Source organism: Candidatus Binataceae bacterium (assembly GCA_036495685.1).
GTDB lineage: Bacteria > Desulfobacterota > Binatia > Binatales > Binataceae > JAFAHS01.
Genome location: DASXMJ010000058.1, coordinates 1 through 16,141 on the forward strand (window position 1 = coordinate 1; position 16,141 = coordinate 16,141).

At 58.9% G+C, this 16,141-nt stretch carries 14 protein-coding genes and 1 tRNA gene; 5 read left to right on the plus strand and 10 right to left on the minus strand.

Going from position 1 to position 16,141, the window contains the following annotated elements; genetic code table 11:
• Positions 1–210, minus strand: a 210-nt coding sequence (locus VGI36_06855) for an adenylate/guanylate cyclase domain-containing protein (protein ID HEY2484850.1), incomplete at its 3' end; no start/stop codon positions are given.
• Positions 211–925: 715 nt separating this feature from the next.
• Complete coding sequence (locus tag VGI36_06860) at positions 926–1,687, minus strand: class I SAM-dependent methyltransferase (protein HEY2484851.1); 762 nt, start codon at positions 1,685–1,687, stop codon at positions 926–928.
• 105 nt (positions 1,688–1,792) lie between these two features.
• Here VGI36_06860 and VGI36_06865 point away from each other — a divergent pair, with 105 nt between their 5' ends.
• The gene (locus tag VGI36_06865; protein HEY2484852.1) at positions 1,793–2,506 is read left to right on the plus strand and encodes a 7-cyano-7-deazaguanine synthase; all 714 of its coding nucleotides are present in this window, start codon (positions 1,793–1,795) and stop codon (positions 2,504–2,506) included.
• Positions 2,507–2,508: 2 nt separating this feature from the next.
• Entirely contained in the window at positions 2,509–3,552 is a 1,044-nt protein-coding gene (locus tag VGI36_06870) for a BMP family protein (GenBank protein ID HEY2484853.1), read from the plus strand.
• Between the two features lie 433 nt (positions 3,553–3,985).
• On the opposite strand, the gene VGI36_06875 is transcribed toward VGI36_06870, so the two are convergent.
• The 3 genes from VGI36_06875 to VGI36_06885 all read right to left on the minus strand — a co-directional run bounded on the left by VGI36_06875 (position 3,986) and on the right by VGI36_06885 (position 6,737).
• Positions 3,986–5,098: an amidohydrolase family protein gene (locus tag VGI36_06875; protein HEY2484854.1), complete on the minus strand. Its 1,113-nt coding sequence runs from the start codon at positions 5,096–5,098 to the stop codon at positions 3,986–3,988.
• Positions 5,099–5,778: 680 nt separating this feature from the next.
• Positions 5,779–5,853 (minus strand) — tRNA-Val (locus VGI36_06880).
• 56 nt (positions 5,854–5,909) lie between these two features.
• The gene (locus VGI36_06885; protein ID HEY2484855.1) at positions 5,910–6,737 is read right to left on the minus strand and encodes a phytanoyl-CoA dioxygenase family protein; all 828 of its coding nucleotides are present in this window, start codon (positions 6,735–6,737) and stop codon (positions 5,910–5,912) included.
• 193 nt (positions 6,738–6,930) lie between these two features.
• Between VGI36_06885 and VGI36_06890 the strand changes: the two genes are divergently transcribed.
• A complete protein-coding gene (locus VGI36_06890) occupies positions 6,931–8,052 on the plus strand; it encodes an FAD-binding oxidoreductase (protein HEY2484856.1) in 1,122 nt (373 codons plus the stop codon).
• Positions 8,053–8,338: 286 nt separating this feature from the next.
• On the opposite strand, the gene VGI36_06895 is transcribed toward VGI36_06890, so the two are convergent.
• Both VGI36_06895 and VGI36_06900 read right to left on the minus strand, forming a co-directional pair.
• Positions 8,339–9,802, minus strand: coding sequence for a nitrilase-related carbon-nitrogen hydrolase (locus VGI36_06895; GenBank protein HEY2484857.1), 1,464 nt, complete (start codon positions 9,800–9,802; stop codon positions 8,339–8,341).
• Positions 9,799–10,599 carry an RMD1 family protein gene (locus VGI36_06900; protein HEY2484858.1) on the minus strand — a complete coding sequence of 267 codons (801 nt, stop codon included), beginning with the start codon at positions 10,597–10,599 and terminating at the stop codon, positions 9,799–9,801. Before VGI36_06900 ends, VGI36_06895 begins: the two co-directional genes overlap by 4 nt.
• Positions 10,600–10,849: 250 nt before the next feature.
• On the opposite strand from VGI36_06900, the gene VGI36_06905 reads away from it, so the two are divergent.
• The gene (locus tag VGI36_06905; GenBank protein ID HEY2484859.1) at positions 10,850–11,734 is read left to right on the plus strand and encodes an AraC family transcriptional regulator; all 885 of its coding nucleotides are present in this window, start codon (positions 10,850–10,852) and stop codon (positions 11,732–11,734) included.
• A gap of 28 nt (positions 11,735–11,762) precedes the next feature.
• Here VGI36_06905 and VGI36_06910 read toward each other — a convergent pair whose 3' ends face one another.
• The 3 genes from VGI36_06910 to VGI36_06920 form a co-directional block, all read right to left on the minus strand.
• Positions 11,763–12,215 carry a helix-turn-helix transcriptional regulator gene (locus VGI36_06910; protein ID HEY2484860.1) on the minus strand — a complete coding sequence of 151 codons (453 nt, stop codon included), beginning with the start codon at positions 12,213–12,215 and terminating at the stop codon, positions 11,763–11,765.
• 375 nt (positions 12,216–12,590) lie between these two features.
• Entirely contained in the window at positions 12,591–13,133 is a 543-nt protein-coding gene (locus VGI36_06915; GenBank protein ID HEY2484861.1) for a chromate transporter, read from the minus strand.
• A 9-nt stretch (positions 13,134–13,142) separates the two neighbouring features.
• A complete protein-coding gene (locus VGI36_06920; GenBank protein ID HEY2484862.1) occupies positions 13,143–13,790 on the minus strand; it encodes a chromate transporter in 648 nt (215 codons plus the stop codon).
• A gap of 652 nt (positions 13,791–14,442) precedes the next feature.
• Here VGI36_06920 and gabT point away from each other — a divergent pair.
• A complete protein-coding gene (gabT, locus tag VGI36_06925) occupies positions 14,443–15,729 on the plus strand; it encodes a 4-aminobutyrate--2-oxoglutarate transaminase (protein HEY2484863.1) in 1,287 nt (428 codons plus the stop codon).
• Positions 15,730–16,141: the final 412 nt, after the last annotated feature.

Below are 16,141 nucleotides of genomic sequence, written 5' to 3' on the forward strand. Positions count from 1 at the left end.
CAGGGCAAAGATGCCGTCACCCGTAGATTGCGCTACATAGCCGCCGTAGTGCTGCACCGCCTCCATCATCAGTTTAAGTGCCGGGTCGACGACGGCGCGGGCTTCCTCGGGGTCGAGGTCTTCAATCAAATCCATCGACCCCTTGATGTCGGCGAACAACGTCGTGACGCTCTTACGCTCGCCCTCCAACTCCGCCGGGAGAAGGTCCACCCGACTCGAACCAATCGATGCGGGTGCTTTTGTCGTGCCGACAGGCCGGTGAGGCGAGGCAACTTCGGGAGATGAATGAAGAGGTGTGGCGCACTGACCGCAAAAGCGCGCACCAGCCGAGTTCTCAAATCCGCACTTCACGCAGCGCCGTTTGAATGGAGCAGCACACTGCTCGCAGAACTTCAAACCGTCAGGATTTTCGGCCCCGCACTTCGAGCAACGCATCACGGTTACCCGGCCCCCTCTCTCGCGAGACGCTCCAGAGTAAGCCCCTTTTAGCGTGCATCGCAAAGGCTCGATTTGAGGACGCCACAGCGACTGATGGGCGCTTAGGGCCCCACGCCTTCCGACCGAGAAAGCACGGGCAATAGAATCGGGAACCTGGTGTGCGGCATCTCGCCTCCGCTCACCTACCCCCGCCACGACGATCAACCGAACAACAGCTCGCGTACCTACCGCCCACAGCAATCCCCGTAGTTTATTTTCGCGTGTCAGAAACCTGATTCGAATCAAGCGCCGTATTTCGGGCGCGCCCCCCAAAAGGGTATTGGTAGTCGCGACGAGTGGCTATAAGCGCGCGATGGTGATGCGTGAGGGGTCTCGCGCAGGGTATGCGCTGACGTTGATCGTGCTCGCCTTCTTCGGCGGCCAGGCGCGCGATCCGAGCGCGCTCGGGATCCCATACATCCGCACCTGATCTGGCCGGAACGCGCGCTCAGCCCTTGCGAGCGATGACGATCATCCGCCGGGTTCCGATGGAATAGACCTCGCGCTCGAATCCACCGAATACCGCCGTCACGTGGAAGCCAACTCCTTCCAGCAGCCGCGTCATCTCGGTCAGCGTGTAGAGCCGGATATTGTGGCCGATGGACTCCCGGCGGCCACCTTTGGGATCGACCACGATGAAATGCACATGCATGCGGCTGGTTGTGAGATCCAAATCGCGCCGTTCGACGTACAGGGTTCTGTCCGCCCCGGTGTGCCAGTCGTTCTGGATGTAATTGTCGATCGCCCACTCGCGGTTGAGCATATCGAGCAAGAGCATTCCGCCCGATTTCAGAGCCTTCGCCGCAGATTGCAGGACCTTCAAATCCTCGGCCTCCGACTCGAGGTAGCCGAACGAGGAATACATATTGACGATCGCGTCGAACTTGTTGTGGAAGGGAATCTCCCGCATGTCGGCCGCCACCGTCTCAATCGAGACGTTGCTCGCTATTGCTGCCTGCTGCGCGAGTTGGACGTAATCGGGATTCAAGTCGAGACCGGTGACTTGGAATCCGCGCTTCGCCAGTTGCACCGCATGACGTCCCTGGCCGCAACACAGATCCAACACCTGCGCGCCCGGTTTCAGATCGAGTTCGCCAGTCACGAAGGAGCTTTCCTTCTCGGCGCGCTCGTCGGTGAACATATGCCCGTAGACGTTCAGATAGTCGGCGCGAAAAAAATCCACGTACCAGGCGGAGCCTTGCGATGCCATCGCGTTCCTTTCTCCACGCGCGGCGGATGCGGAAATTTTCGACCCGCGCACGTCGAGCGCCTGAAGATCGCACAAGCCATCGGCCACGTCGAGTCACGAACCCGGATGGCCCCAGTACTTTCGATCATGATAGGGTGGCGCGCCAGCGGTGAGGGAGTCAGCGTGGACAAGATCGCAGTACTCGCGAGCGGCGGCCTCGATAGCTCGGTTCTGATCGCGCAAATGGCATCGGACGCCGCCGTATTCCCGATTTACGTACGATGCGGCTTCGCCTGGGAACAAGAGGAGATCCACGCCCTTCAGTCTTTTCTCGATGCGCTCAACAACCCGAATGTAAAATCGATGACAGTGCTATCCGCGCCCGCCGCGTCGCTTTACGGAACCCATTGGAGCGTGACTGGAGCCGAAGTTCCGGCAGCGGACGAGCCCGACGAGAATACCTATCTGCCGGGACGCAACATTTTATTGATTTCGCTAGCTGCAATTTGGGCAAGCACGCATGAGGTCTCACGCGTCGCTATCGGATCCCTCGGAGGAAATCCTTTTCCGGACGCCAGCCCCCAGTTCTTCGAAGCTTTTGGTCACGTCTTAAGCACCGGATTAGGACGAAAAGTGCTCATCGAGGCACCCATGCGAGGGCTTCATAAGGAAGACATTATCAGGCGATTCCAAAACCTGCCCCTCGAGCTGACGTTAACCTGCATGGCTCCCAGGAACTCTCGGCACTGTGGCCGGTGCAACAAATGTTTTGAGCGTCGGAAGGCTTTCCGGCACGCGGATATCATCGATCGCACCGTCTACCTCGGTTGCGTTCCTTAGGGATGGAAACTACCTCTCTGCATACCTATCGCTCGCGCAAACTTTGGGTCTGGGTTCTGGCGATGCTGGTGGTGGGTGTTCTCGATTCCTGCACTTCCCGTCCCGCTGCAGACACCAAGCAAGCATCCACTACGTTTCGCGTCGCACTACTTACACCTGGACCTGTTAGCGACGCGGGGTGGAATGCCGCTGCATATCAAGGACTAGAACTCATCAAGACCAAGCTCGGCGCCGAAACTGCGCTGGTGCAAACCAAATCCCCCGCTGACTTCGAGGACGCTTTCCGCGATTTCGCCTCCCGCGGCTTCGATCTGATCTTTGCGCATGGCTTCGAATATACCGATTCCGCGATGGAAGTAGCTCGCAGCTTTCCTAACACCTACTTCGTAGTCAGCTCAGGCAGCACATCCGCGAAAAATGTTGCATCGATAACCTTCGACGTCGATCAGGCAACCTATGTCGAAGGCGTGCTCGCGGCAGGAGTTTCGAAAACCGGCGTGGTGGGCGCGCTGGGCGGTATCGAACTGCCATCGGTCAAATTGTGCTTCGAGGGATTCAAACGCGGCTTTTTCTCGGTAAACCCGAAAGGACGCGTCCTGATCAGCTATACCGGCAACTTCGATGACGTCGGAGCCGCGAAGGAGGCAGCACTTGCGCAAATCAGCCAGGGCGCTGATGTGCTGATTCACAACGCCGACGCGGCCGGGCTCGGCGTATTTCTCGCCGCCAAGCAAGCCCACGCCTATGCCTTCGGGGTGTTCAACAATCAGAACGATGTCGCCCCGGACGTGATCCTCGCCAGTGCGGTGACATCAAACGCGCTGGCGTTTCTGAAAATCGCGACCGAAGTCAAAGAGAAGCGCTTTCATGCCGGGATGCTGGTGTTTGGGATGCAAGATGGGATGGTGAGCCTCGTGTACAATCCCAAGCTCGAGTCGCAGATTCCTCCCGCCGCCCTTCAGCGTGCGCGCAAAGTTGAGCATGACCTTGCGACCGGTCAGCTCGTCCTTCCGCCGACCACTTTAAGTCTGCAAACGCTGTATTAGCGTGCACTAGTTAGAGGCGCGCGCCAAGCCGACCCACGCGCAGCAACACTTTCTCGGAGCCACCGCACTGGCCACCTGATTTTATGGCCATTTCGATGTTCGGGACCCAATACCGGCTTGAGATCAAAACTGGTGTGCCAGGACGAGGACTTAGTTGGGTTGAGGCGATTCGATCGCGCGGGCAGGGCGGTGTGACTAGGCTTGGAATCAAACCGGAGCTCCGAGTTTCGAGATCAATAGTGGAGAGAAGAAGGGTGGGAACCCGCCCGCGGTCGCGCGGAGCCTCTGTGTCAGGCTTGGTGTCAAACTGATCCACGAAAGACAAGAAGGTTCCCCTGCACCGCGCCCTTTTGCGGCGAGGGGACCCGACAAGGCATGGCGCCAAACTGAACCAGAAAGACAAGAAGGGCGGACAGCGCCGGGTTCTGACAGCTTAGTCGATACCGTAAACACGCGCGGCGGTAGCGCGCACGATCTTGCGGCGCTGCTCCTCGGGCAGACTGCCGAAGCGTTTCGCCACTATGTCCCTCGAGCGCGGAAAGGTCGCCGCCGTATGCGGATAATCCGACGACCACATGATGTTGTCAGGTCCGTAGCGATGCAGTGTATCTACAAACACCGGATCCGCGATGAAGGTCGCATAGACCTGCCTCTTTATATATTCGCTCGCCCGCATCGGCAGCTTGAGTCCACCTAGTGCACCTAGCCGGTTCTGCACGGTATCGAGCCGATACATGAAATAGGCCATCCATCCCACGTCGTTTTCGGCTGAGACGATCCTTAGATTGGGGTATTTTTCGAGCACGCCGCCGAAGACCAGCACCGAGATCGAGCGCTCGATTTGATGATGCAAATTCGCCAATGACAGAAGGTTGAAACCCCCGTTCGCCTGACTCGTGCCAGTCCCGCCGCGCGCCGTAAGGATATGCAACGAGAGCGGCAGATTCAGGTCGCTCGCCGCGGCCCAGAAGGGCTCGTACATCGGGTCACTGTAGGGCTTGTCGCTCGGCGGTTCGGCCCAGATCATTGCCCCGCGCATCCCCGTTTTCGCGATCCGATTCACTTCAGCGATAGCTCCCGGGATATCTTCAAGCGTGATTAGTCCAAGCGGGATCAGACGCTTGAGGTCGTAGCTGCAATACTCGCAAGCCCAATCGTTGAAGGCGCGAAAAAGCGCGGCTCGAAACTCTGCGTCGTCGAGGCCGAACAGCGGCATCCCCATCGAGGTATAGATGACTTCGGCCAGCACGCCATCACGCTCCTGATCCTCGATTCGATACTTCGCATCCCACACGCTTTTGGGCGCCTCCTCGAAGGTCTTCCTGGCATGAGCAGGCAGGTCCTGTGAGGGTACGCCTGCGCCGAAGAAGCCCGCCACAGACATCGGCGTGATATTTTCGCAGACGAACCATTCACCTCCGCGCCCGCCGAGGTCCTTTACGGTATGCGGCGCACGGTCACGGAATTTTTTGTCGACGCGCTCGACCCACATCGATGGAGGTTCAACGAAATGCGAATCCGCGGAGATCAATCGCTCTTCTGTCATAGCAAGTAGCCTCCTTCAGTAACTTTCGCTGCCGGTCACAACGAATCGCTCGGATTAGCCGTCCTCGAAGGGGACCGCTGTCCTCCTAATAACTCCTACTGGGCCAGAGGCGCAATTGAGATACAGGGAAATTTTCTTCGTTTGAGCCTCTATCAACAGAACAAAGCCGCCGAAAAAAGCAAGTACTAGCTTCGGTTGCCAAATTCCCTGCTCAACGGAACAGGAATTTTTTCGGCCGAACAGGGAATTGAATCTGGTAATCAGGGGTGAAGATCAAGGAAGCGTAAATAGAGCTTCGCGTTTGGGTACGCGACTTCGAGACCTGGCTTGAGCGGACGGGCCCGCACCGCCCTTTTCGAGGTGAGGACCCGATGCAGGCCCGGCATCAAAGGGCACGCTGGTGAGACATGAACTGTACAGGTCGCGCCGCGCGAGCCCGACCACCGGCGCGCAGGCCTGGCGTCAACGCGCCCTGCCTGACCCAGGGGCCGGCCGACGGGAGACCAGCACTCGACCGACATCTTTTGGCCCGCGGTGGAAAACAAGAAAAAGACCGCGGAATTGCTCGATTATTTGCGAAAGCAGCTGCGTTCCTGAAGCTGGCGACTCAGGAAGTGGTCGATTAGTGGTCAAAAACCAGACCGGACGGGTGGAATTACCGAAAAAACCCTTGATTTCATTGGTGGGCGGTGCAGGTTTCGAACCTGCGACCCCCGGCTTGTAAGGCCGATGCTCTACCGCTGAGCTAACCGCCCGTATTCCCAGCCGAGACTATCAGGACTATGGAATAGAGAAACTAAACCTCAGAGCATTATTTTGCATGTTTCGGAGGAGCATCCGTGTATCCGAGCGCAAGGTGCATTTTGTAGCCGACCAGGTCGCGCACGGGCTTCGAGAGTGTGCGCGCAACATCGCGCGGCACGTCCAGATATTGATTCTCTTCTTGCCGCAGCCAGCCGAGCGAGTAGGAGAGGAAGATGCCATAGCGCCACACCTCCGCGGAGCAATTCGCGCCTGCGCCGTGCAGCGTCCCACCCATCCATAACAAAACCGACCCCGCCGGCATTTCTGCGATCGCGACTTCATCATCGCGCGCAATTCGGTCCGCAGGCCATCGATGACTCCCCGGCACCAAGTGCGTTCCGCCGTTTAGCTCGGTAAAGTCGCTTATCGCCCACATGCTTGCAACGACCATATTCGGCCGCGGCACTTTAAAGAACTGAAATGCGTCTTCCTCGCGATGCAACACCTGCACGGTTGCGCCTGGACCTACCACCAATCCCGCTGTCGCATGCACCTGGTACGAAATGCAGTTGGGTTTCAGGAATGCGTCGCACGCCGATAGCATCAGCGGGTGAGTCACGAAGCTCCGAAAGGTCTCCGATTTTGCGATTAGCGCTGTGATTCGTTTCGTGTGCCCCGGATAGAAATCCGAGGGACCGCCATCCTGAGCGTATTTTTCGTTGAGGCTTTGTCCGACGTCCGCGGTTTCGAGATACGGCTGCAATTCGCTGCTGATCCGATGCCGCGCCGATTCGTCAACGACGCCCGTTACAACGACGCACCCGGCGTGCTCAAGTGCCTGGATCGCTTCTATATAGGGTGCTTTCGATGGCACAACGGGAATCGATGGCCTCACGTGAATCCTCCAAGCCCTCGTTCAAGCGGTAGTCTGCCACGAGAAGCGGCGTGATAACAAAACATAAACCTCTGAAACTTGGGCGGTTTTATTCTATTTGAAGTAGGGCCAAGAGGAAGGCGGTTAGGGGCTGAACAAAGCATCGCAAGCGGCGTTGAATCGGGACTCCACGCTCGCTTAGCATGGCGAGAAGATGAGGGATACGAGGACTAACGGCGCTCGAGCATGGGGCGCAACTCCTTGGCACGGAGGCCAGCTCCGAGCCGCAGAGTCGATACCGTCGCGTGCCGATGTGGTCATAGTCGGCGGCGGGCTTACCGGATGCTCCGCAGCGTATCATCTGTCGAAGTTGGGTATCCGTCCGGTACTTTTGGAAGCGGATCACGTTGCCTCCGGAGCCAGCGGTCGTACCGGCGGAATCGTTCTTGAAGGCAGCGCGGTAGGTCCTCTGGATCGGGCCGATGCGTGTGTGCCGAGCCTCGCGAAACTGGTCGAGCGCGAACAGATCGAATGCGAACTACGGCTACCGGGATGCTGGGAGATCGAGCATCGCAATGGAGGCGCCCGAAAGCTCCCTTGGATTGACGAGGGCAAACCGGTCTGCGTCACAGGTCACGTCCCCGGCGGAACGGTCGAGCCCTCGCGGCTTACGCTCGGAATCGCAAATGCCGCGTTGCGGGCCGGCTCCATCATTTGCGAACGCGCCCGGGTTACGCAAATCGATCGCAGAGATCAACTTGTGGTCGAGCTCGTGGACAGCCAGATTCGAACCGATTGGCTGATTGTGGCTGCGAACGCGTGGATCAAGTCTCTGGTGCAGAACGTGCACATGGCGAGTTCGCTCACGTTTGCCTGCGCTACAGAGATGCTAAGTAAGAAGGTGTTAGAGGCGCTCGGACTCCAGGAGGGAATTCCTTTCTACACGGTGGATCTTCCCTATCTCTGGGGCCGCATCACCAGCGAAGGTCGAGTGATTTTTGGGTCTGGGCTCTTGTTCGACTCGTCAGAACGGCTCGAAGAGATTGGGCTTAAGACGCGCTCCTTCGCCCGCGCTATCGACACGCTCACGCGCCGAGTCCGCGGGTTACATCCTGACCTTGCGAACATCCGGTTTTCTCACGCTTGGGCCGGTCCCATCGCCTCCACCGAAGATCACATGCCGATCCTGACCTGTGCTCCCAATCAACGGCGTATGCTTGTGGCCGGCGCGTATTCCGGACATGGCGTTGCCATGAGTGTGCGGGCGGGAGAACTGCTTGCGCTTGCGGTTGCGAGAAACGATCCGCTCCCGGAGTGGGGTGCATTTTCGCGTTAAGCTTGCACTACCGTGGGAAAAACGAGGTGCGCGTTTGCCGTGCCGCCTGCCGCTGCATGGGGATGTCGCTTGTTATGACGACCCACTTTGAAGTTGGGGGGGAGGCATTGACGAACGCACTCATCGGCAGGTATTTGCTCGTCGCGTTACCCTAACCCTGGTCGCAGTGGGCAGTAGGTGCGGAGCCCACCACTCAGGAGTCTATGGCTTTTCAGCATGTTACCCTCGCGCTGAAGCGAGACACCTTTCCGCGCGGCTGTTGCCAAACCTTCTCCTGTAGCCAGGCCTAGTACTCCTCTTCATCGCCCTCCGCCTGCTTTTTCCGTCTCGCGGCCAAGGCCGGGGCGGCCACGCCCAATGCGACGCCCAATACCAGGGCGAGCCAGCCGAAGGTGTTGCCGACCAAAGCGTAGAGTGTCTCACCGCTCCCCACCGGCACCTTGGCGACCAGGCTTGCGTAGGGACGATTCGAACTCGGCGCCTGGTAGAGCACTCGACCATAGGAGTCGCTCAAGGTCAGAAATCCATCTTTCGCGGCACGCGCAATCGTGTAGCCGTCTTCAACCCCGCGCAGAATCGCAACTCGGGAATGGTGCCAGTTATCTCTCCCGAAGTCCCACGCGGGTACCAGCATCAGCCGCACGTCTTGTCTGCTATATTCGCGTCCCAAGCTCGGAAAATCCATGTCTTTGCAGATAGCGATTCCGGACAGCGTCCCCTGGACGATTCGAATCATTTTCACGCGTCCCGGAACGAACGCATCCTCAAAGCCCGGAACCAGGTGCCTTTTGGAATAATCGGCCACCGTCGCTCCGGAAGGATTCAGCAGCCAAGCGCGATTCTCTCTGCGATCCGGGGCGGCGATGGTTACCCCGACTAGCAGGTAGACGTGGTCCGATTTGGCAACGGCTGCCAGAGCCCGGCGCAACGGAGACGCCTCGGCCGGGGAGAGAGGAGCGATCTTTTCGGGCAACACCACGATGCGGGCGCCGCGTCGGGCCGCATCGTCGATAGCGTTTTTGTATGTGTTCCAGAGCGCTGTGTCGATCGAGCCGGCTTGAACTTTGACGGGTGGGTCGACCACGACCAGTCCAATCAGAACTCCGGGTTCGCTCCGTGCGGCGACCACGCGAATGAAGCCGAAAGCCAGCACCCCAAATAGCAATAGTCCCGCCAGCACGTAGCCGCGACGAAATTGACCCCACCCGGAGCGTTGGTACCACGCCACCGCCAGAGTCGACGCAAACAGGTTCACCGTAAACACCACACCGCTGGTCCCCGCGAGCGCGGCAATTTGGATAACCGCTATAGCGTTCATCTGGCTTTGAGCGAAGCTCGCGGCTGAACCATGACCGGAAAATGAGCTTTCCAGCATGTCGAAGCCGGCGGTTAGCGCCGGATACACAAAAATCGAAAGCCAATGACGCCATTGAACCACAGCCCGTCGTGCAAGCGTGACGGCCACCACCAGTTCCACGGCGCGGCCGACGGGCGCCAAGAAAGCTACTATCGGTCCGGCGACTTCGAGGTAAAACCCGGTCGTGCTGATACATCCGACCACCGCTGCCAGCACTGCGAGTCCGACAGCCTCCAAGGGTGATGCGATGAATGCCGCCGCCAGCAAAGGGGTCGCCGCGATCCATGCGATTGGCCACCACGGATGCAGGCCCGCAGCGATCGAAATCATGGCCCCCGACAGGATTGCTGCGACCAGGCGTCGGCTGCGCGTGTCCAGACGAAGGATCGTCATGGGAGAGCCGCCAGTGAGTAGATGTGAAACAGCGGAAGCAGAATTTCCACGAGGATCAGTATGGCAACCGCGACTTCCAGCAGCAGTAGCCTGCGGTCGCGGGCGACATCGACGACCAGCTCCAGTGCTTCCTGTACACTACGCAGCTTGAGTTCCAGCGCCGCATAACGGTCCGCCAGGTCAAACTCGGTGCGCAGGTCGTCGTAGATGAGATCCATCGCGCTGTCTTCCCAAGTTGCGTCGGGCTTGTCGAGCAAGTGCAGCACCGACAGAACCTCATTGCGGTTCATGATCGCCTCTCCGATAAAACGCACCAACGGCCTGGTCCGAACCGGGACGGTCCCCCGTGCTTCCATCCGCTCGACCATCCTGCCCGTGCGCGCGAACAGGGACTCTACGACTTGTTCGTAGTATTCCATTGCCGCGCTTTGCGCTACGGTCAGCGCGACTACTCCGGCGCGCCCTGTGGACAGCTTGTCCACGCGCAAGTTGCCGTTGGTAAGTCCGACGACGGAATCGGGATCTTCAGTTAGAGAATAGTCTTCACGCACGATCTGGGCTCTAAGCCCGGGGTGAGCTTGCTCTAGCCGGGTAAGTTCGAGATCCCGTCTCTGCTGTGGCACGTTGTGAAATACCATTGCACCGAATGGATAGATATAAACCCCTGCGCCCTCGTCGATCGGAAAGTAGAGCTCATGAGGCGACACCCGCGCCTCCGGGTAGTGGATGGTCAATCCCTTGAGCGCTAGGTTCTCCACGAAGGCGATCGCGAAAAACTGATGGATTCGGCTGGGCATATTTGCGTACCGTAGGTGGGCAAAGGAGCCGGCACATCGCGATCGCTGGTGTGGCAGAATGCCGCCGCGCCGCCTTCCTTGCCCCGCTTGTGTACCAGCTTTCTGAGCGTCGCTTCCAGTGGGTCGATCGCACCCGGTTCGCGACGAATTGTGGCAACGAATTGCGATTATCTTCTGGATTCGCTGAAATCTAGTGTGCGAAGATCGCCTGGCCGTCTGTCGGCAAACTGAGCAGAAAGATTTCAAGAACTTGACGCCCGAAATCAGAGAGTCTCATAAACCGCTTGCGGCGGCCCTAAAGCGCAAGGCACTGTGGGGAGAACCCGGCTCGGCACAAAACCGCGTTCTGAGAAGCGGCCAGGGCTGGCGAGTGGTCGAAGTACTCTGCACCTCGGGTCCCGGGGACCTTTCTATCGAGGAGCGGTACTGGTCGGTCGCGATCTCACTGGTGCTGTCCGGAACCTTCTCTTATCGGAGCGTCAAGGGGTCCTTGTTGATGTCGCCGGGTGCCTTGCTGCTGGGAAACGCGGGCCACACCTACCAATGCTCGCACGAGCATGGCGAGGGTGACCGCTGCCTGTCCTTTCAATTCGATCCGGCGCTGTTCGAGGATCTTGCGCGCGATTGCGGGGTGTCAAAAGCGTATTTCAGCTCTGATCGCCTGCCGCCCTTGCGCGCGACCGCCCAGCTGACTGCCCGTGCGGTTATTGCGATGCAGATGCGGGACTCGTTTGAGGAACTCGCTCTGGAACTCGCCGGCGCGGCTCTCCGGATCTCTCAGGACATACACCCGGCACCTGTAGCCGGAACAAAGCGCACCGAGACGCGCATTGCGGAAGTGCTCCGCCACCTCGAGTCGAGCGCCGTCCAGTATCTGCGGCTGGAAGATCTCGCTCGCATGGCTGGCTTGAGCCGTTACCATTTCCTGCGCGCATTCAAATCCGTCACCGGCGTCACGCCGCATCAATGGGTATTGCGGGCACGCCTGCGCGATGCCGCCCACAGGTTGGCAACCAGTCGCTCTCCGGTTACCGAGATCGCGCTTGACGCGGGCTTTACGGATCTTTCGAATTTCATCCGCGGCTTTGTTGCCGAATACGGCGTGTCGCCGCGCAAGTATCGCGCGGGAACATGATGCACAACCAGGTCCTAGCGAAATGATTTTAGCGGCTCTCTTTCGAGAGAGCCTGCCTGATAGCCATCAGCACGAATAGGAAGTCACGCGAGGTACCCACCTTGCCCATCGCGTTGATGCGCTTCAGGGTGCTCAACTCCTCTCGAGTGAGGCGATACTTCCGAAGCAGCGTTCGATTCTCGGAGAATTCCTTCCATGCCGTGGAACGCTTCTGATTACTGTGCGCGCGGCCACCATCGACCATCTCGCGCGTCTCTGGATAGGCGAGCATCAGCAGCTCTGAGCGCTCCAGACCGAGGACTTCACCGAGCCGGTTCAGAACTGTAATCGATGGGCGCCGCTGATCCTTCTCCAAGTAGCTGATGTAGGAGGCTTTTACTCCCAGCTCGCTCGCGAGCTCGCGTTGCGTGAGACCGAGAGCAAAACGCTGACCTTTGATTGAAGACCCAAACGTGACATCGCTCGAAGTTCTTTTTCGCATATAGGCAACAGTTTGAAGGAGATCACAATTCAGTATGGTCAAGTACGCGAAAATGCGCCAGCACTCTCAGTCATTTTTTCCGCCTAATTGGTAATAGATGGTACGGTCTTCAGATCTCAGGGTGCTGATCCCAACTTCCGTGATGTCAACCCGCGCATCCTATGCCTAACGTGGCCATCCCCCGATGAAGGATGAATCAATGTGCGGCAATAGGTTTCGAATACTGTCCGGTAGGTGAGCTATTGGTCAGCTTGCTCACCGGTGGTTAACCCATCAGCGCTGGCTGCTTTCGGGCTGAACCCAGTTTGTCCTAGGCACCGCAGCGCCCAGCCCGGCGGGGAGCGCACAGCGGCGGCGCGCAAGTCGTTCTGACCTTCAGTGCGTCAACAGCATATAAGCGGTTCCCCCCACCAACACGAGTACGCCAGGATTGATGTGTCGCCAGAGCAGGATGGCCGTGACCACGGTGGCGATCCCGATCGCGACAAAATCCGGGGATCCGTCGGTCACATGCACTAGGCTCAACCTCGCGATCGCCCACGTTCCGGCGAACATCAGCCCTATCGCGACTGGAGCGAGACCTTGCTGCACCGATTGACGCCACGGCGATCCGGAGAAATGAACCCAGAGTCGATTGGCCGCGAGCGTCAGGGCGCAATCCGGCAGAAAGAAGGCGACTCCCACCACCACCGCGCCCAAAGCCCCTGCCAGACGATAGCCGATGAGCAGCACCATGAGCATGTTGGGGCCCGGCGCGACCTGCCCGATACTGTAGATGTCGCGGAACTGCTTGTCGGTAAGATTGAACCAATGCACCGTGGCGTGCTGCATTTCGGGCAGGACTGCGGTACCCCCGCCCACTGCGAGAACCGAGAGCATCATGAAAACGAGCCCGAGTTTTAGTAGCTGCCAATTCATCCGAATCTCTTAACGCCGATACTGGTTATGCCGAGGCCCGCGATGGAAGGGCAGCTGCTCGGGTGCTGCCTCGCGTGCGGGATGTGGACGGTAAAGCCAAATCGACACGGTCCCAATGCCTATCAGTACGTAGGCGAGCGAGATCTTCAAAATACTCACCGCCACGAACGTCACCACCACAATCAGTAGGTCGGGCAGCTTCACCAGCTGCAGCCTTCCCAGTTGCAACGACACGACCAGCAGAAGGCCCACCGCGGCTGACGCGATTCCCAAGAGAAAATGACTGACTAGGGGATTGTGCCTGCTCTCTGTCCATAGGATGCCAAGCACCATCACGAACACCGCTCCGGGAAGCATCAGTCCCACTACCGCGGTGGCGGCGCCCGGCACACCACGCAGGTCATCTCCGGTAATCACTGCGATATTGACAGAGTTGAGGCCCGGTAGGGTTTCGCTGATCTCGAGCGCGCTCATAAACTCCTCGTCGCTGAGCCAATGCGAGGCCCGGACCAAGTATTCCCGCAAGTAGGCGACCACGCCGCCCCCAAAGCTGACCGCACCCGCCATCAGAAAGACTTTGAAAATTTCGCCGAGTGCGACCCGTGCCGCGACCGGCGGAATACCTACGGGGTCAGGTGTTGGTGTTACCGATTCCATAACTAAGGGTGGGTTCCATAACGCCGAAAGCGCGATTGCGTCTGAGGCCCCGCGCGCGAAAACCACATAACCCGATTCGCCCGACTGATCCGTTGCTGGAATTTCTGATGGCCAGACTCACGCCTCATAACCAATCCGGGCGCGGACCAGGGTATCTCCGTCGATTGGGAGTATCAGTAGAAATATGAATGGTCAATTCTGGCCATCGTACGATCGATCGGCCCACCGTCGCCAGCTCGTACCTTCGGAGGAGCCGGAGGCCGGAAACTGTCGGAGGCCCACACCAATGCGATCCTTATGAACTTGGCGATCAAGCCAAGCGCGGTTGAGGAGGTCCTTCCGGGATGTGGTTCCGAGCCAAGCGCGGCATCCTGCGCAATCAGTTCGACCGAGGCTTTCGGCTACCGTAACCGACGACACGTCATCATCGAGAGCCTGCAAACCCTGGCAAAGCGGGCAGACCCGCAAAGCGAAACGTTGACGGCGCGCCATAAACGTCGCTCCGCCTCAACGGATGGCGCTGGGATAAACGGCACGCGCCGATCATCAGAGCTTGACTCCGGCAATCCGCGGGCGAGCAAGACCTTTAGAGCTCGAAGCTATCCCTAACCTCAATCTTGATTCCATCTCACCAATAGCGCATTCACCTGACATGGATACGAACAGTTCACTCTGGGGCCGTCTGCAAGCCGCTGTTCCTCGCGGTGTCAGCATCTCGCTGCCCGTTTTTGCTGCGTCTGCCGAGAATGCCGAGATACGCGACGTCGAAGGACGTCGTTATATCGACTTTGCGGGCGGCATTGGCGTACTCAACGTCGGTCATCGTCATCACCGCGTCATGGCCGCGGTCGAAAAGCAGTTGCAGGCTCTCACGCACGCGTGCTTTCAGGTCACCCCTTACGAGCCGTACGTTCGGCTGGCTGAGCGGCTCAATGAGCTAGTGCCGGGCACTACGCCAAAGAAGACGATTTTTCTGACTACCGGGGCGGAGGCGATCGAAAATGCGGTCAAGATCGCGCGGCATGCAACCGGCCGACCTGCGATTATCGCATTTGGCGGTGCGTTCCACGGCCGCACCATGATGGCGCTTGCGTTAACTGGAAAAATGAACCCCTATAAGGCCGGCTTTGGACCTTTTCCCGCCGACGTTTACCACGTTCCGTTTCCGAACGAATTCGAGGGCGGGAGCACGACCGCCAGCCTCCGCGCCATCGACGAGTTGTTCTCTTCCTCGGTTGCCCCCAACCAGGTTTGCGCGATCATTATCGAGCCGGTTCAGGGCGAGGGTGGATTTAACGTCGCTCCTTTCGATTTCCTCCGTGGCCTTCGCGCCCTGTGCGATCGCCACGCAATGTTGTTGATCGCCGACGAGATTCAAAGTGGCTTTGGCAGAACGGGCAGAATGTTCGCGGTGGAGCATTCCGGGGTGGTTCCCGATCTCATCGTTACCGCAAAAAGCCTGGCAGGAGGTTTTCCACTTTCCGCCGTGACCGGTCGTGCGGTTTTTATGGACAGTGTTGCGCCTGGTGGTCTGGGCGGCACCTATGCGGGCAATCCGGTCGCATGTGCAGCCGCCCTTGCGGTGCTGGATGTGATGCGCGATGAGGACACTTTGGGGCGCGCGCAGAAGCTCGGCGCGCGCGTTCATGAACGTCTGCTCGCGATGTATCGCGACCCCCGATTCACTTGCATCGGCAACGTCCGCGGTCTCGGAGCGATGCTAGCGATCGAGCTGGTTCGCGATCGCGCTTCACTCGAACCGGCCTCCGACCTGGCGCGCAAAGTGGTGATCAAAGCCGCCGACTTAGGCTTGATCATTCTGACCTGCGGTCATCACGCAAACGTGCTGCGCGTGCTGGTACCGCTGACCGCGTCACTGGAGGTCGTAGACGAGGGAATCAGCATCCTGGAAAGCGCCCTTGACGAATCGCTGCGCTGACGGTTTGATCGTCCCGCGAGACGATTTTTCGCGGTATCGGCTCCACGAAAGCGGGCACTTGCAGGTCCCGCCGACCAACAGGTCGTGAAAGGTGAGTCTCCCTCAACTCACCGTGTGCTCCGAAGGGCCCACTTGTCTTGGTCCGAAGCCCTGAGGAACGGTCACGGCCGAAGGAAAGGGGCGTTGCTTTGCGAGACCATTACCTTCTCAGACCCCTTCGTCCGGCCAGATTTCCGTCGAATCTGCAACCGACTTGTTCGAGCGTTTCTCCGATGTTAGCTTCGCTTGTTGACTTTACCGCAGTTCGCCGGTGGGGTGCGAGTCTTTGGAGCTTCCAGCGTAAGCGATGCGCCGCGGGGACATGGCGTTGCCTGACTTTTTGGGCATCGGTCCGGGGCGGACCGGTACGAGT